The sequence below is a fragment of the Pseudomonas botevensis genome (assembly GCF_019145475.1).
In the GTDB taxonomy this organism is placed as follows: Bacteria; Pseudomonadota; Gammaproteobacteria; order Pseudomonadales; family Pseudomonadaceae; genus Aquipseudomonas; species Aquipseudomonas botevensis.
In genome coordinates, this window is the sequence record NZ_JAHTKI010000020.1 from 1 (window position 1) to 16182 (window position 16182).

Annotated in this window: 13 protein-coding genes; 8 read left to right on the forward strand and 5 right to left on the reverse strand. The window is 52.8% G+C overall.

Features of this window, described 5'->3' with window-relative positions; genetic code table 11:
- Window positions 1-418 precede the first annotated feature (418 nt).
- Both KVQ74_RS21930 and KVQ74_RS21935 read left to right on the forward strand, forming a co-directional pair.
- A complete protein-coding gene (locus KVQ74_RS21930) occupies window positions 419-1597 on the forward strand; it encodes an ATP-binding protein (protein ID WP_225930133.1) in 1179 nt (392 codons plus the stop codon).
- Window positions 1598-1744: 147 nt separating this feature from the next.
- Window positions 1745-2497 carry a hypothetical protein gene (locus tag KVQ74_RS21935; RefSeq protein ID WP_217833459.1) on the forward strand — a complete coding sequence of 251 codons (753 nt, stop codon included), beginning with the start codon at window positions 1745-1747 and terminating at the stop codon, window positions 2495-2497.
- Window positions 2498-2662: 165 nt separating this feature from the next.
- Here the strand turns inward: KVQ74_RS21935 and KVQ74_RS21940 are convergent, their stop codons facing one another.
- Together KVQ74_RS21940 and KVQ74_RS21945 are read right to left on the reverse strand one after the other, a co-directional pair.
- The gene (locus KVQ74_RS21940; protein ID WP_217833461.1) at window positions 2663-2974 is read right to left on the reverse strand and encodes a hypothetical protein; all 312 of its coding nucleotides are present in this window, start codon (window positions 2972-2974) and stop codon (window positions 2663-2665) included.
- Between the two features lie 490 nt (window positions 2975-3464).
- Complete coding sequence (locus KVQ74_RS21945; RefSeq protein ID WP_217833462.1) at window positions 3465-4952, reverse strand: hypothetical protein; 1488 nt, start codon at window positions 4950-4952, stop codon at window positions 3465-3467.
- A gap of 310 nt (window positions 4953-5262) precedes the next feature.
- Here KVQ74_RS21945 and KVQ74_RS21950 point away from each other — a divergent pair, with 310 nt between their 5' ends.
- Complete coding sequence (locus KVQ74_RS21950) at window positions 5263-5550, forward strand: hypothetical protein (protein ID WP_217833463.1); 288 nt, start codon at window positions 5263-5265, stop codon at window positions 5548-5550.
- Between the two features lie 473 nt (window positions 5551-6023).
- Window positions 6024-6383: a DUF6124 family protein gene (locus KVQ74_RS21955; RefSeq protein ID WP_217833464.1), complete on the forward strand. Its 360-nt coding sequence runs from the start codon at window positions 6024-6026 to the stop codon at window positions 6381-6383.
- A gap of 243 nt (window positions 6384-6626) precedes the next feature.
- Here KVQ74_RS21955 and KVQ74_RS21960 read toward each other — a convergent pair whose 3' ends face one another.
- Both KVQ74_RS21960 and KVQ74_RS21965 read right to left on the reverse strand, forming a co-directional pair.
- Window positions 6627-7037 (reverse strand): hypothetical protein, encoded by a 411-nt coding sequence (locus KVQ74_RS21960; protein WP_217833466.1) that lies wholly within the window; start codon window positions 7035-7037, stop codon window positions 6627-6629.
- Complete coding sequence (locus KVQ74_RS21965; protein WP_217833467.1) at window positions 7034-7507, reverse strand: hypothetical protein; 474 nt, start codon at window positions 7505-7507, stop codon at window positions 7034-7036. Before KVQ74_RS21965 ends, KVQ74_RS21960 begins: the two co-directional genes overlap by 4 nt.
- 650 nt (window positions 7508-8157) lie before the next feature.
- Here KVQ74_RS21965 and KVQ74_RS21970 point away from each other — a divergent pair.
- The 3 genes from KVQ74_RS21970 to KVQ74_RS21980 are packed head-to-tail and all read left to right on the forward strand — an operon-like array spanning window position 8158 to window position 15130.
- Window positions 8158-11289: an RCC1 domain-containing protein gene (locus KVQ74_RS21970; RefSeq protein ID WP_217833468.1), complete on the forward strand. Its 3132-nt coding sequence runs from the start codon at window positions 8158-8160 to the stop codon at window positions 11287-11289.
- A gap of 53 nt (window positions 11290-11342) precedes the next feature.
- Entirely contained in the window at window positions 11343-13223 is a 1881-nt protein-coding gene (locus KVQ74_RS21975; RefSeq protein ID WP_217833469.1) for an RCC1 domain-containing protein, read from the forward strand.
- 56 nt (window positions 13224-13279) lie between these two features.
- Window positions 13280-15130: an RCC1 domain-containing protein gene (locus KVQ74_RS21980; RefSeq protein WP_217833471.1), complete on the forward strand. Its 1851-nt coding sequence runs from the start codon at window positions 13280-13282 to the stop codon at window positions 15128-15130.
- Window positions 15131-15189: 59 nt separating this feature from the next.
- Here the strand turns inward: KVQ74_RS21980 and gspI are convergent, their stop codons facing one another.
- On the reverse strand, window positions 15190-15576 hold the full coding sequence (gene gspI / locus KVQ74_RS21985; protein ID WP_217833472.1) for a type II secretion system minor pseudopilin GspI: 387 nt from the start codon (window positions 15574-15576) through the stop codon (window positions 15190-15192).
- 145 nt (window positions 15577-15721) lie between these two features.
- Here gspI and gspG point away from each other — a divergent pair, with 145 nt between their 5' ends.
- The gene (gene gspG / locus KVQ74_RS21990) at window positions 15722-16180 is read left to right on the forward strand and encodes a type II secretion system major pseudopilin GspG (protein ID WP_217833474.1); all 459 of its coding nucleotides are present in this window, start codon (window positions 15722-15724) and stop codon (window positions 16178-16180) included.
- The last annotated feature ends 2 nt before the right edge of the window (window positions 16181-16182 follow it).

A 16182-nucleotide genomic window follows, 5' to 3' on the forward strand; every position in this document is an offset into this window, starting at 1 on the left:
GAGGTTGGGGGTGGAGAGATTGGGGGAGGGGGTGGAGATGCCTAGGTTGGTGAGACCGTGAGTTGTGGGAAGGATATAGTAGTTTTGCTGTTTTAATCGGGGTAGTCCGCACTGGGACGACTGGCTCAGAAAGATCTGGAAAAGAGAAGTACGAGTAAGCAAAGAATGTTGTGGTCACTTTCGATCATAATCAGAAAAAATAGGTACCGGTCTGTTTTTTGCTAAATAACCACGCCCCTATTTTGCGTTGCATTTTGGTCCGTCCCCATTTTGGCCATTGTGGATATCTAGTAGTATGCGGGCCACGAAGCTTGGGTGAGCCCGGGCTGCCCCGTCACATCACTGATGGACTTCTATGTCGCTTAGGAAAGAGATAACCGAGGTGTTTACGCCTCGGCGCAGCGAAGTAAACGTGAACATGTATGTGCATCGGCCAAGGCTTGAGCTAGAGCTATCGCGTGCATTCAAGCGAAATTCCCATACGCTCATTTTTGGTGAAAGTGGCAACGGGAAGTCCTGGCTTTACAAAAAGGTTCTTGAAGATGACGGGATCACCTACGTGACCGTCAATTGTGCGAATGCTGCCCGCATCAAATCTCTGACTGCTGAAATTTGCAACTGCCTCATAGCTCCAGGTACGGCCGTAAGTCTGGGGTACAACGTCGAGAAAGTGTCGGAGCTTTCTGCAGCTTTTTTAAAAGGTGGGCTGAAACAGAGTGATCGTTACGACGTCACCCAAGAAGAACCACTACTCAAGGCCTTCAAGCTGTACGCATCTGCGAACAATGCAAAAAAAATAATCGTGCTGGACAATCTAGAATCGATATTCAGCTCCGAGGAACTGATGGATGAGTTGTCGAACATCATCATCCTTCTGGATGACAGTCGATACGCCGAGTGCAACATAAATTTTCTAGTTGTTGGGGTTCCTAATGGGGTTCTCCAATACTTCCGTGAAATAAAAAACGCAGAATCCGTCGCCAATAGATTGCAAGAAATTCAAAAAGTAAGTGGCCTTGATTCAGGCCAAGTGCGTGAAATTGTGAGTAAGGGGTTTGCGCATCTGCAAATACCTCTTTCCGGCGCCTCGCTAATTGAGATATCGGAGCATGTATCGGATGTGACGCTGGGCATCGCGCAGCGCGTTCACGAATTCTGTGAGCACCTTGCATACGCGATCCAAGACAATAAGTGGACGTATATACCGAAAACGCTCCAAATAGCTGATCTTGCATGGCTGACGGCTGGATTACGGCATGCCTATTCTGTTGTAGAAAAAAATCTGAATAGCCGTGAAACTACCGTTGCACGACGTAATCAGGTGATTTACTGCATTGGTAAGGTTAAAAGGCACGAGTTTGACTCAAGTGACATCGACAGGCTTGTCAGAGAGAACTTCCCTCGAACTGTACCCAATACCAACATGGGCATAGGGTCAATTTTGGCTGATCTCACTGGGGGATCAAGTCCTCTTATTTTAAAAAATGAGCACACTGGTGGTTACTCGGTGAAGGACCCTCGGTTTATTATGTGCATAAAGCTAATGTTGTATACGGATTCAGCTGAAAAGGTCCAGTGCCGAAAATTTCAAGTATAAAGAAACTCCTGTTTAGGAGGGATGTTTGGAAAGTCGGGGGTAAAAGTAAAATCACCCATTTTTGAGGTAGGGGATAGGGGCTTTTTACCTATGTATAACGGAATTTAGGGTCACCAAATGCTTTGGATAATAGCCACGGGATATACTATGCTAGTAGGTTCTATTGCCTACGCGGCGTACCAGTTAAAGTTGATTAGCGTAATCTTAGATAATCTGCCTGGAATTGCTGAGAATGAGGAGTTCCTCAAAAATTATGCTGTTCAAATAAAAATTAATAAATTTTTGGAAAGGATTTGGCCCGGAGTCAAGCGTGCTGGGCTTTCAGGTGTATCGAGTGGGGTTCATAAGGTTGTTAATTTTTTGTTTCTATTTTTGCTGTTGCTCCAGTTTTTCTTTTCCGACTTTTTATCGTTTGCAGCTCCAGCTATGTTTCTTTCTTTGGGTTTTTTGGCGGCCATCGGAAATGCTCTTCAAGATAAAAAACGCAGTGTAGAAATAAATAAAAAAGTTTTGATGCCATTTTCTATATTGTTCCCTCTCTTTGTTGCCTATCACATTGATACATCCGAAAAGTTATTAAAAATGAAAGCCGTATTTTCTGCCCAGACCATAGGGTATGAAGCTACGTTAGCGTCTATGGTTGTAGGGTTGGGTTTGTTTTGTTATTTTGGGCTAAATGTCATTGATCGTTTTCAGCGAGTTATAGTCTTTTGGTTGCTGAATAGGGCGTTGATTCTATCCAAGAATATGGTTTTGGTTGGTGTTAATCCAACTATGCCCGGAGAAAAAGAAATGCGAGCAATAGCGAAAGAAGCAATAGTGGTTACAGCTAAGAATATGACAATTTTTGGCGTGGTAGTCGGTGCGTTAGTGGCGCTTGTTAGGCGTATGGTGGAGTGATGCTGTAGATTCTAGGTCTGATTTATTCCTGAAGTTAAATTATTCCCCATTGGTTGCATCGCAAGAAAAAAAGGAGGGGGCTTATTTATTTCTATGAAATAAATAATCTATCTTGTTTTTTAAAAAAAATAAATCAGTCTCCTTTGTTCTTTTGAATGATTATACTCAGTCAGCCATTTTTGTAGTGAGTGCTCTAAGGTCATCTATATATGGGATCACCCCTGCTTCGATGAATCGTCCATCAATATCAAAATTTTGCATGGCTATTAACTTAAGGTTGGCGGCGCGAAAAAGTAACTCGCGTGTTTTTGGAAAAAATTTTGATACATAATCAGCGGAAAATTTTTTTCGAAAAACTATGTAGCGTTGTGCATGCTCTTTATCTGATTCTTGCGTGCTTTCGCTGTTGAATTTTTCACTCTCGCTGGACAGGAATTTTGTAACGAGCTCCAAGTGTTTCTTAATGTCAGTTTTCAATGTTCGCTCTAATGCCAGGCGTTTAGGGGCTTCCGCAGCCTCACTTGTTTTTTTCTTCCAGAGCAGCGTTATTTTGTAATAGTTGGATGTTTTGTTTGGATAAAATGGATGACGAATCCTTTAGCGACTGTAGAGTCTGGCTGATAATCGAAGCATCTCGTTCCGCCCATTGACGATCCACTATCGTGGTTGCAACGGCCAGGACCGAGAGGGCAACGAATAGTCCTGCCACGACCATTTTTGTACTTCTCGATTTTGGGGATGCAGTGATACGACAACCCCTATAACGCCGAGAATTATCCCGATTACACCAGCACACACACCGATAAACGTTTCCATTCTACGTCTCCCAAAAAATCGGAGTCAGTACACAAATCGAGCCACGATGACCTCAACGATTCGTATGCGGGAACGATTGTTGTTACTCCTCCAATTTGTTGCATTTTTGTCATTTTTCAATACAAATTAAATCAAGTTGACCGGTTTCCAGTTAGTTCGTTGGGTCCGGTGCGTCCGATTCATAAGGGGCATCCGATTTCGGTGAGGGCACACAGTTTGTTGCTTGTGAAAATTCATCTTTGAATAGTTCTGAGTCATCAGTGATACCGCCCATAGCTGGCAGGTGCAGTTTGATTTCGTCGCCATCCGAAAATACTTTTCCTTCGGATAGTTTGAAAAGTAAGTGAGTTATATCTTTAAGCGGAGGTGGCTCTTCCATGGCGTTTTCTTCTGAAACATCAGTTTCATTGTCAGAGTTATCGAGCTCTGAATTGTCCGATGGTAGGTTTGAAATAACAGTCGCTTTTATTTTTACAAATTTGTTATCTGATTTTCTCATGGTCAGATAGTAGGTTTCTGGTTTTTCGTCTTGGCTAATTGCAAACCACAGATAGTGTTTCCCATTGATAATTCCCTCAGCTTCTCTGAGGTTACGAGGATCCTGCATGTAAGCAAGGTATAGGGTTTTGGTACGTTCATCGAATTTCATTACAGGCCCTTTAAAAGGAACCATCCATGTGTCGTTGTCAATCGTAATAGTGCAAACACTTCGCTCGCGAATATCCTTTTCAATGTTTTTGTCTGTGATGGGGATGATTTTTATGTCACCGTCAAATCGATCAATTCCATTTTCTTCAAACCATTTTTTTGCGTGAAACGCCGGGAACCAATCAAATGTATAGCTTTCGTCTAACAAACCATTGTGAAATGCGCCAGATGGTAGCTTTGTCCAATCATCACCATGCGTGAGTATTTCAAGCGACTTTCGAGCAAGCCACTCTTTTACGCTGTCGTAAGTGATGTTTGTCGAAAATTGCGGGCGCATGAAGGGCACACCGGAATACATGGAGTCTTCGGCGGTAAAAATTATATTTGAGTCAATAGGGGATAAGTAAACAACTCCGCGCTCACCCCCGCTGGTAAATTGCCTCTCGACTCCATAGAGCATCAATTCTTCAGTTTCTTTGTTGCTTTTCAGGTGCGCAAATCCAAAAAAATGAAGATTGGCACGAATTAAATTTTCTCCTTCAAGAGAATTCAGTTCTGTCTGGATGCCAGTAAGCTTTATACTTGCGCCGACTTGATATGGGGTATTCGCTCTGATCTCGAATGCGCTGATGATGTTTAAATTATCTGCTATTTTGTAAGTTGCTGCTATATATTGCTTTCCTGTTTCGATGTCGTAATAACCAAGAGCGGCTACGGTTTTTGAGCCATGTTGAGTCATTCTTGCATATTTGATAGCTGTGGCTGAGTCATCAAACCCATAGTATTTTGCTCTTGTCCAATCGATGGCTTCTTTCCAGAAATTGCTGGCGAGTGTGATACCTAGTCCGGCTACTAATGCGATAAGTGCTGTTTTCCAATAGTCAAGGATGGCCAAGATCAGACCTTTAATGACGGGTTGTCCCCCTCTAGTGTTCTCTTTGGCTGTCTTTGTATTGCTTGAATCGTCCGGTTCGGGTATGTGCTCGGTCATGACCTCTCTCCATAAATTAGTCATTCAAGAGACCACAGCAAGATACGACATTCGCATACAGTCAATGGTGAATGGTGGGACGTATTTTGTGCTAATGATTTCTGACTATAGTTCAGTTTCTTGAGTTTTGATTTCAATACTCCTACGCGACTGGTAAGGCGATCAGGGAGGATTGAGCATGCTGCACAGTGAGTTTTTGGCCGAGATCAGCAGGATTCAGAAGCAATATGGGGACTGATTAACTTTCTGAAATTCAATCAGTCTCCTTTCATGCTAAAACTCTTCAGCCTCCACCATCGGCGTAAAAGGAATGAAAAGGAATCTAATCGTAGCGATGCTCGCCGTAATGATGGTGCTCTACGTCGGCTACTACGAAGCCCTTGAGGACGGGGGCATCGAGACCATTGTCTTCATCAAGAACCACCCCACGTTTCAGATGAGGTTCTACAACATTCACGCTAACGATGGAGAGATCAGAAAGGTAGAGCGCCTGACGGCAGAGGAGCGGGGGTGGATTATTGATTACTGCAGGTACCGGTTGGGGATCGACACCCACCTTAAAACTCAGGATGACGTCGAGATGTGCCGGCAAAAATAGAGCTGTTCATCTGGCCTAGGTTGTCAGTTACGACTGGCAATCTGGGCCATTTTCCTCCATCTGTTGGGATAACGGGACGGATCTGTTGAAGGATAAGTGACGGAATGAGGCCTTGATAAACACCAATGTTTAAAAAGACATCTCCAGACACTCTCTCGGGCTACATATCCTTGCGCCGTTGCCTACAGCTACGCCAGAATCCGCCGGCTTGTGCGCTTTGTACCTGGTCTTTATCGTCTATGGGTCGCTGGCAACCTAGCGACCGGGTTTAGCGACCCGACCAGGTATAAGTTCAACGACGCTCCAGCTTGTCGCAGACTTTTGCGATGACGATATGGTGGCTGTGCGTGGGAGACCTTCGGGTCTGCCGGGTCTTATACCTCTCGGTTCGCTAACCCGCGTACAGCTGCCACCCTTACTTGTTTAGCGACAGGTGTTGGTGGTTTCACCAGGTATAAAAATGGAGCTTCACCATGATCAAACCAACACCCAACCCGCCCGAAACCGATTCGGTTTCCCCCTACGAATCCATCGACTCCAGAAAACTCCACGAAGCCGCCGACCGCGCGCTCGACCATTACCTCTGTCCGCCCGGCTCCTCGCCGTCCCCACGTAAAAATCGTGGGATGTATGCCGTGACTGCGGACAACAAAAACGAAGAACTGCTGATCGATGCCAGTGAAACACTCGCTTCGGCCCAAACCATTGCCCATAACGTCGCCAGTCTGATGCCGGCTTCGCAGCGTCGGGCGTTGTTGGGGATTGCGCAGTTGATCATGCTCGGGGAGCTGGCGGTGAATCGGGCGTTGGATAATTTGCAATTGCCAGGGTGAGGCAGACCTCGGGATCGCCTGCTGATTGAATGGGTGTGAATTCTGGCGCCTTCGCGAGCAAGTCGAATCGTCGCACCGTCGCTCCCACAGGGTTTTATGTTGTTCACAGATAGTGTGTAGGACGCTGAAATCTGTGGGGGCTGGGCTGGCAGAGATGGCGATGGCACATGCGCTGTTTCTGATGCCTGGTCGTCAGTGGGGAAAAGGGGACTGATTCATTTCAATCGATCCCCTTTTTGTTTCTTAACCCGCGTCGCCGCTATCTGGCTCTGAAGATGCATCCGGACATTCATCGGCCCATCGCGTAACCGTCATGTCTTTGAGCTGCTCACCCATGGTGTCGACGCGCAAGCAGGCGCCTTTCTTTGAGTAGAACAGGATGCAGCGCGAGCTATCAAAAGAGCAGGTGTCGAGTTCCAGGAAGTTGCGTGCAGCCAGCTCCCGCTCGACACCGCTGTATTCATAGCCATCGCCGGTGTGCATTCGGGTTGGCTTCCATCCTTGTTTGATCAGCTTGGATCTGGCCGACACCAAGGGCTCATCGACGGCGATGCCTGCTGGTCCATATTTGTCGTTCGCCGCTTGAGAGCCATCAGCGAACGCGACGCTTGTACCCGTGCAGCAAATGGTAATGAGGAGGATCGGGGCCTTCATTTAGCTGTTCCCGTGATTTTTCTTGCGGCGTAGTAAATGGCGGCTATCAAAAAATTCTTGAGTTCCCACGCCCAGGCGCCCAAGAGCATGCAGATAACCAGAAAAGTAAAATACTGATGGAAGTCCGTGTGGGGCACTTTTTGTGTGCTTTTTCCAACCAGTCCGAGACTCATCAGGCTGATGCAAAAAGCAGACATGCACCGTAAGGCGAGATAGCAAAGGTCTTTGATGTCGGTCGTGTACACCCAGCTCTTTGCAGATTCAGAAAACAAGGCAGACCACACCAGATGGAACAAGCTTGCGTAGATGAAGCTCAGGCTAAGCCGTTGTGCCACGTCAATGCCGGAACTCAGGAAAAACTCGGAATAGAAATGGTCGAGAGAAACGCCCACTGGACGCAATAGGTCGAGGAAGGGAAACAGGGCAACCCCACCGGCGAGATAGATAGCGAAAAAAGCGATGGTTTTCATCTCGCACTCCATTGCGCCATTTAACCGCTCGATTTGTGCCAGTGAAGTGTCTTGCTCTCTGTGCATCAACCTGGCTAACGGGATCGGCTGACGATTTTTCGGCCGGGGGAAGCCAACAGCATAGTCATCCTGGCCACTTCCGGTAATTCATTCGGCGGAGATCAGAAGGGTAGAGCGCCTGACGGCAGGATTGTGTCAGCCCCGCTGAGGCCAATGCCACCTCACCCAGCCCTTCCGAAACCTTGGACCGCCCGGTGGGAGTGGGAGCTGACCGAGGTGTCTTTGTGGAGGTCAGTTAAACAGCGTTCAAAAAGTCGCTTAAAACAGTCGCTTAAAACAGTCGCTTAAACAGACGGATTACCAAACGTCAGTGACTAACCCGCGTCGCCGCTATCTGGCGACTGGTCGTTTGCGCGAAATTCGTAACGCCTTGGACTGGCGGATTTTCTTGTGCAGGCTGCCAAACCAGATCGTTGTTTTTCAGTGACCCTCACCGGATGGAAAGGGCGTCGGCTGCGGTTTCACGTGGTCACCCGTACATGCCGTTCGTCTTAAACCTTTATGCACCTGTCAGATCTGACAGGTGACTGCGCCTGCGTTTCGAGCCATTAATCACTCCGTCGTCACGTACCTCGACCGGAGTCCTGCGCATGTCTACCACCAACCTGCCTGGCAACACCCCGCTGATTCTGGATGAACTCGACTGTCCCGGTCGCACGGGGCCTGATTCTTCGATACCTCCGGTTTGGGGCCTCAACATCGCCGCCGTGCTGGGCAACTTTCCCCGTCAAGGGTTGCTGTGCCGGATGGGGCCTTGGGGGGCGATGGGCGAGGGCGACAACGTGACGGTGTTCCTGGACCCCGGACAGCAGGTGTTGCAAAAAACCGTACAGAGGGACGAGGTCAACACGTTACTGCAGATGTTCGTGCCGGCGGGACGCATTAGCGAGGGGCGGCACGCCATGTCATACAGCGTCAAGCGATTGGGCCAGGTTGTAGAGCCATCCCAGGTTCTGGAGGTGATGGTCAAACTTACCCGGCCCGCCGGCCACGACGATAACGACGAGCCTGGTCACTCGAAACTGGTCATGCGCCTCCCGCCGGAAATCGTTGAAGGTGGCATCGACAAGGACAACGTGGCTGATGGCGTGGATATCACCATCGAGCTTTATCCGAACGTCCATGTGGGCGATGTCATTCAGGTGAGCTGGGGTGGTGTGTTTGTGTTGAGTTCGCCACTGACTCAGGACCAGGTCGATGGCAAGACTCCGATCGTTGTACACATCGACGAAGCCACTATCCGTGAGGCGGGCGATTCCGATGATGTCGGCGTGGCCGTGGCTTTCGAAGTCTACGACATGGTCGACAACCGCTCCGAGGACTGGAGTCCCGCCCAGCGAGTGATCGTGGTCGTGGACGCGAGCCGCCTTATCGCGCCACTGCTCAAGGAAGCGCGCAACAATGTGCTGAATCTCGACGAGTTGGCAAGCGCTGACGGCACCGCGCAAATCTGGGTCATGGCCGGCGGTCAGTTCACGGTTGGCGACAGGCCTGTCATCCGGGTCAAGGGCTCACCGGTGGAGGGTGTGCCGATTGATGTCGAGTTCAGCGGTGAACCGCTGATCAGCGTGCCGACAACTGCGGAAATCCCGATCGCCAATGACGTGCTGCGACAATTGGCGAAATCGCAGATGGCCTTGTCCTATCGACTGGAAAAAGCTGACGGCTCCGCAGCTCTGCACTCAAAGACGCAATTCATCAGCGTCATCGGCGAAGTAGAACAGCTGGCGGCACCCAACGCGCTGGAGGCTGTCAGTGGGGCGCTCGACCCGGCATTGGCTCGGGTGCGGGTGGAGATTCCATTTGATAAGTCCTTTACCTCCGACGGTGTTCTCAAGCTGTTCTGGCTCGGCACTGGCCCCGACCTGATCCCGTACCTGCCCGATCTACCGCTTCGACCGATTACTAACGGTGAGATCGTTGCGGGCAAACCGCTTGTGATCGAAGTTAGCGGTGAGCATTTGGCCCCGATCAACGGCGGCAAGCTGGAACTTTATTATCAGTATCTGACTGACGACACAGTGCTGAGCACTCTCAATCGGGTCAATGCCACGCATGCCGTACGCGAATCTATCCACGCCGATGAGCTGCGAGTCGGCGAGCCACGCCTGGAGCTGCCCCAGCCGGAAGTGGCCGGGGTGCTGGATGGTGCTCTGCCGGCCGACACCGCCGGCACGACCCTGAAGGTGACGTATCTGGGCACCGTCAAGGATGATGAGGTGGTCTATGAATGGGTCGGCTCGCAAACCGGTACGGCTACCGATTCGATCAGACTGAATTCGCTCACCGCCGCAAAGCCGGTGCTGTTCAACATTGACGCGACCCTGATCAAGGGCAACGAGGGCGGCGAGGTCTCCGCGTCGTACTTCATCAAGCGGGCGGCGGGGGGCACCAGTTATTCAAATCCGCTTGAGTTTGTAGTTGGCGAGGTTGCCAGCGATTTGCACATTGTCGGGCAAAGATCTCAGACAGGGATTCATTACCACGCCAACCCCAGCCGGCTCATGGCTTCGGCGTCGGTCGGCGATGAGTTCGCATGGAGTTATCTGGACGAAACGCAGAGCGTTTCAGGTACTGCGTTTCTTGATGAAAAGCCGGAAAAGGCGCTGGTGGTCACCGTAAAAAAAGACGGCAGAAACATCGCGCGCAAAGTGTTGCGTCCGAGCAATGTCACGGGTGTTTTCAACCTGAATGGTCGTCACAGCGGCTGTATTGTCAAAGACGATGGCAGCGTTTTCGGGTGGAGTGACAACAGTGAAATGCGGCCTCCTGCCGGGCTCGCGGGGGTGCGTTGTGTGACCGCCGGTGGACAAGCGTTTGCCGCATTGAAGAAAGACGCCACCGTCACTGCATGGGGGGCACCCGCTCATGGCGGAGTCATTGCTCCCGATATCGCAGCACAACTGACCAGGGTCATCAAACTGGCGGCCACCGCCGGAGCCTTTCTCGCCTTGCGTGAAGATGGAACGTTGGTGGCATGGGGACATCCAGAATACGGCGGAGTAATTCCGGACGCCGTTGTTTCGCAACTCACGGCAGCTGACAAGATCATTGGCAACACGGCTGATTTCAGTGCGGTGCTGCGTGATGGTCGGGTCATCAGTTGGGGTGCCGGTTTTCCTGATGGTCAATGGATAACGGGGGCCAATGGTGCAACTCAGCTCTGTGCCAGCGACCGCGCATTCAGCGCACTCAAGCCTGACCGAAGCGTATTTGCATGGGGATCGGCGGACCACGGGGGGGCGCTGCCTGGACCCCTGACCAATGTGACGTTCATTGCGTCCACCAGTGCTGCATTCACTGCGTTGAAAACCGATGGTTCTGTGACGGCCTGGGGGCATCAACGGTTTGGCGGTGATGCCCCTCCTGAGCTGCGGCAGGTTCAGCACCTGACCGGGTCAACCACGGCTTTCTGTGCTCTTAAGGCAGACGGTTCACTCGTCGCCTGGGGAGAGCCGGGCGAAGGTGGAACAGTGCCACCGGGATTGAGTCCGGCCACTTCAATATCCGCCTCTTACGGCTCTTTCACTGCGCTGTTGAACAATCAGCTCGCGGTGTCGTGGGGCGTCAATGCTTCATCACCCGATCTTGCATCCGTTGTTTGTGCCTATGCCGCCGGTCCTCATGTGGTGGTGCTCGGTGCGGGGGGCACCGTGCAGGCGGCAGGTCCCAATCCTCCCGATCTCGAGAACTTGACCGGAAAGGTTTCATATTTCGAGTGATTCACCATCAATCCTTCCCTTCGAAAGGGAAGCTGGTTCGAGGAGTTTTCGTCATGAACATGAATGTCGAAGCGATACCTACGGTCAAGCAAGTCGCGGTCATGGGTGAACCCTTGGTCGGCGGAACGGTGAGTGGCAGTTACCTCTATGAAAATCCGGATGAGAACCCTGAGGGCGCATCGGTTTTCCGTTGGTACAAGGGGGGAGCGGACGGTAGCGTTATCGCCAATACCCTCGATTTGACGCTGACCGCAGAGCACTCGGGCATCAGTCTGGTCTTCTCGGTCACGCCAGTGGCGGCGTCGGGTGAGCAGGGTGTTGAAACGTTTTCCGATCCCGTGGAGGTTATCCGGGACGGATTCCAGAACATTTCGGACGAGGAGAGTGAGAACAGTTTTCTGAAACAGCGGGGTCAGTTCGCATTCCATGCCGAAGAACCCAAGGACAGGGTCTTTACGTCCACCGCCGGCGCATTCGCCCTGAAAAACAGACTTACGCAGAACGTTATGGTCGTCGGTACACAGGCTTTTGGAGGGACGGTGCCCCCGGAGCTGGTCACCTACCTGCAAAACAACCCGGCCATCACGATGTTCTCGACGCAGAACAGTTTCGGGGCGTTGGTTCCGGTGCTGGGGCACAACCAGCTGCTGGTCTGGGGGCCTGGAATACCGGCTGCTTTGCCCAACCTTCAGGACATTCGGTCGGTTTACAGCAATGGCTCCTCGCTCGCGTTTATCTATGAGGATCCCGCTCCCGGCGAAAACACGATTGGCGCGGTAGGGACCGCCGCCACGGGTGGCGAAGTACCCGTCGAGATACAGAACAAGCTGATGTTCGACCGTCCCCGTGCGATCTACGCCACCCTCGATGCCTTTGCGGTGCTGACCGAAGCCGGTCGGGTATACGTGTGGGGTGCCGCAGCCAACGGTGGTTCGATTCCGGTCGATATCCAGACGCAACTGAACAGCATGAAAGTGCAGCGTATCGTGGCGTCTCGTACGGCGTTCTGCGCCGTGACCGCCAGTGGGGAGATCATCGGTTGGGGGGCGAATGGCGTCATTCCCGCCGCCGCACTGGAGAAGATCTATGACGACGACGGTGCGCTCAATGTGATTGCCAATGACAGTGCCTTCGTAACGATCACCAAGGGCCGGCGCAAAGCTGTGACATGGGGGCTGGCCGCACATGGAGGAACCATGAGCGAGTACGCCGCCAGTCTGGCAGCTCGGGGGAATCTGGCGCTATGTACAGCCGCACCCTGGGCGATGTGCCTGATCAATGAAAGCGGGCAAGCGGCGGCCTGGGGATCCGCTGCCCATGGCGGCGGGGATATTCCTGCGCAAGGCCAGGACGCAGAAGCCGTTGACCTGCCGTTGAACGCTCAGGCACTGCTTGAGCACGCCGACGTTGAAACGCAGATCGAGGCGATGTTCAGCAACGCCAGGTTTTCCAAAAGCTTGCAAAGCAGGGTTGGTTCCCGCGTCACGTTGCTGGACGGCGAGGAAATCCAATTGGTGCGCAACGATGGCAGCTTTGTATTGCTCAGTCGTCATCCGGATGGCCGGACAAAAAACGTGGTCGCCTGGGGGGTGGCGGCAGCGGGCGGCACGATTCCCGGCGATGTCAAACAGACGCTGATGGCAAGCCGGATTCGCAAGATCTTCAGCAGCAATGGCGCGTATGCAGCGCTGGTCGATCAAGGGATGACCGAGGGTGTGGTCGTCGCTTGGGGGCGAGCCACCCAGGATGGCGGAACGATACCCGATGCGCTGCGCTCCGCCTTAAGCGGTGGTGTTGTCGAGTTGTACACCATTCAAGCCATGCCCGTACCTAACGGAACGGCTGCCGCTGCTTTTGCCGCACGTAAATCGAACAACAAGTACGTGACATGGGGCGCTCACGTCAAGAATGAAGAGTTCGATCCTTCAGTCTGATCAATGAGCGTTTTTGTGCAACGCAACGCCATTCCCTCTCGCCAAGGAAAACTGAGATGAATACGAGAGCCGAACCTGTCGCCCGCAATGTCATCATCATCGGAGAAACGCTGACTGGTGGTGTCGTGCGCGGCAGCTACAAGTATGAAAATGCCGATGAGAACCCTGAAGGCACCTCCCTGTATCAGTGGTATCTGGACGACTCGCCGATAACCGGGCCGGCAGGCACTGCAGTTGATCTGAGAATCAAGGAAGAGTACAGCGGACGATCCGTTGTGTTTGCGGTAACGCCTGTCGCGTCCACGGGCGAAACCGGCAAGGAGGTGCGTTCTGACGCCAAAAAGGTGAGCTCCGATTTTCAGGGCATCAGCCATGGCGAAAACGAAAGCAGCTTTCTGAAACAGGTCGGTAATTTTTCCGTGCATATCCCAGAACCGTCAGATCGAGTGCTCGTCTCCACGGGCGGTGTATTTGCGCTGCTTGATCCTGTTACCCAACAGAGTTACATCCATGGCCAGTCGGGTTGGGGATTCCCCGTACCATCCGACATTATCAATTTTCTAAAGAACAACCCGGCCACTCGGTTCTTTTCAACTGAAAGGGATTTTGGCGCACTGGTAAACAACGGACCAGGCAATCAGCTCCTGGTATGGGGCACCAATATTCCGGCTACTCACTCGGTAAAGCTGACGGACATCAAATCGGTCTACAGCAACCGCGTGTGTTTTGCGTTTATCTACAAAGAGGGTGCGCCTGGCTCCGATCGAATCGGTGCAATCGGCTTGAAGGGTTCCGGCGATGTCATTCCCGACCTGATTCAGCGAGCGCTGTGGTTCGATGAACCCGTCGCCATCCATGCCACGGAAAATGCCTTCGCGGTTCGAACGGTAAACGGCAAGGTCTACGCGTGGGGCAATGCGGCCAATGGCGGCACGATCGACGCACAAGCCCAGTCGTACCTCGACAATATGTTTGTCGAGCGGATCGTTGCCGCTGCGGCTGCGTTTTGCGCTATCGGGCGCAATGGCGAGATTGTTACCTGGGGGGTGGGGCCGAACGGCGGGGCCATTCCGGCAGCCAAGCTGGAGTCGATTCTCAACGATGGCGGCGTGATCTCGGTAACGGCAGCCACCACCGCATTTTGTGCAATTACCCGTGACAGAAGGAAGGCCGTCAGTTGGGGGCTGGCAGGTGAGGGCGGCACAATGTCCGAATCGGCGTCGTTGATCGCCGTGCGCGGCGGGGTAGTGATATGCAAGGCCACGCGGTGGGCATTCTGCATCATCACTGAGCGTGGAGAGGCAGAGGCTTGGGGAGCCCCGCAATACGGTGGCGCATCACTGACTCAAGCCGTGCGCGACGAAATTGAGGCAGCAGTCAAGGATACCCAGCCAAGGCCGGCAGACAGCAAAGGTCATGTCGGCAGCAGAGCCATTACGGTTCCCGGAGTGCTGAGTCTCTACTCCAATGACGTGAGCTACTTCCTGCTCAGTCAGCATGAAGATGGTCGAACCCGTGCAGTGGTGGTCTGGGGGGCGAAGGAACATGGCGGCGAAATGTCTTCGGGCGTCCGCCAGTCACTGATGGCCAGCATGATCATCGGCGTGTATTGCACGAATGGCGCCTATGGTGTCGTAGGTGCGCAAGGTCCTGTGTATGGAGCCGTGATGGTGTGGGGCGCGACATTGGCCATGGAAGACGCCGGGGAGATTCCACCGGAACTCGCTCAGTATCTGCGCAGTGATGTTGTGGAACTCTATTCAATCAAACGCTACCCGTTCTACCAGGCTCCACCCCCGATCCCGCCTCGTCCCGACCCATCCTTTGCAGCAAGGCGCCGGGATGGCAGCTATGTGCTTTGGGGGGGAAACGTCGACAATCAATATTACAAGCCCGAGCCTGAGTGATTCGTCGTTCAGGTCGATGGATCGTGCAAGACGCCTCACCCTGTCCCTCCGTAAGAGGGCTAGGGTGAGGGCTGCTCCAGTCGATTCAACACAGTCTCGATCCGCGCCAACGCCGGCCCCTCCCGACTCCGATCAAACACCTGCACCCCAACCCTGAGTAACCGCCCATTCTCCGCCACCCCAATCACCTGCTCACACCGCAACAACAACCGCCCCTGATCACACTCCAGCACCTTCATCCCCATCGGCAATCGCCCCTCCAGCCGCAGCTCCGCCATCCGACTCTGCGCCGCAATCATCGCAATCGAGCGATCCCGCAATATCCCGCTGCTCTGTGTCATCAACCCCGCCACGCGCACGGCGGCGGACAGGGCCACGGCGATGATCGCCAGCGCCACCAGCACTTCAATCAGGGTAAATCCAGCTTCTCGGGAGGGGGCGCGCATCGGGTTCTCGGGGCTCGGGCAGCCCTTGAAGCTAACGCCCGCGCTTGACCGCTTGACGACCAAAACTCCCGAGGATTTTCAACATCCCTGACATATCTTCTTGCAACACTGCGCGTCGAATTGAATCAAGCCAGGAAATGACGAGATGGATATCGTGCAGTTCAAACAGCCTGTTCAACCGCCCCGGCTGCCGCGCGCGCAGCAGGGTTTTACGCTGATCGAAATCATGGTCGTGGTGGTGATTCTCGGGATTCTCGCGGCGATGGTGGTGCCCAAGGTGCTGGATCGGCCGGATCAGGCGCGGGCCACGGCGGCGAAGCAGGACATCGGCGGTTTGATGCAGGCGCTGAAGCTGTATCGCCTCGATCACGGTACGTATCCGACCATGAACCAGGGCCTGAAAGTGCTGGTGGAGAAACCGGCCGATGCGAAGAACACTAACTGGCGTTCGTATCTGGAACGCCTGCCGAACGATCCCTGGGGACGTCCTTATCAATACCTCAACCCCGGCGCCAACGGCGAGATCGATATCTTTTCCCTCGGCGCCGACGGCCAGCCTGACGGCGACGGCGTGAATGCCGACATCGGTTCCTGGCAGTTGTAAGG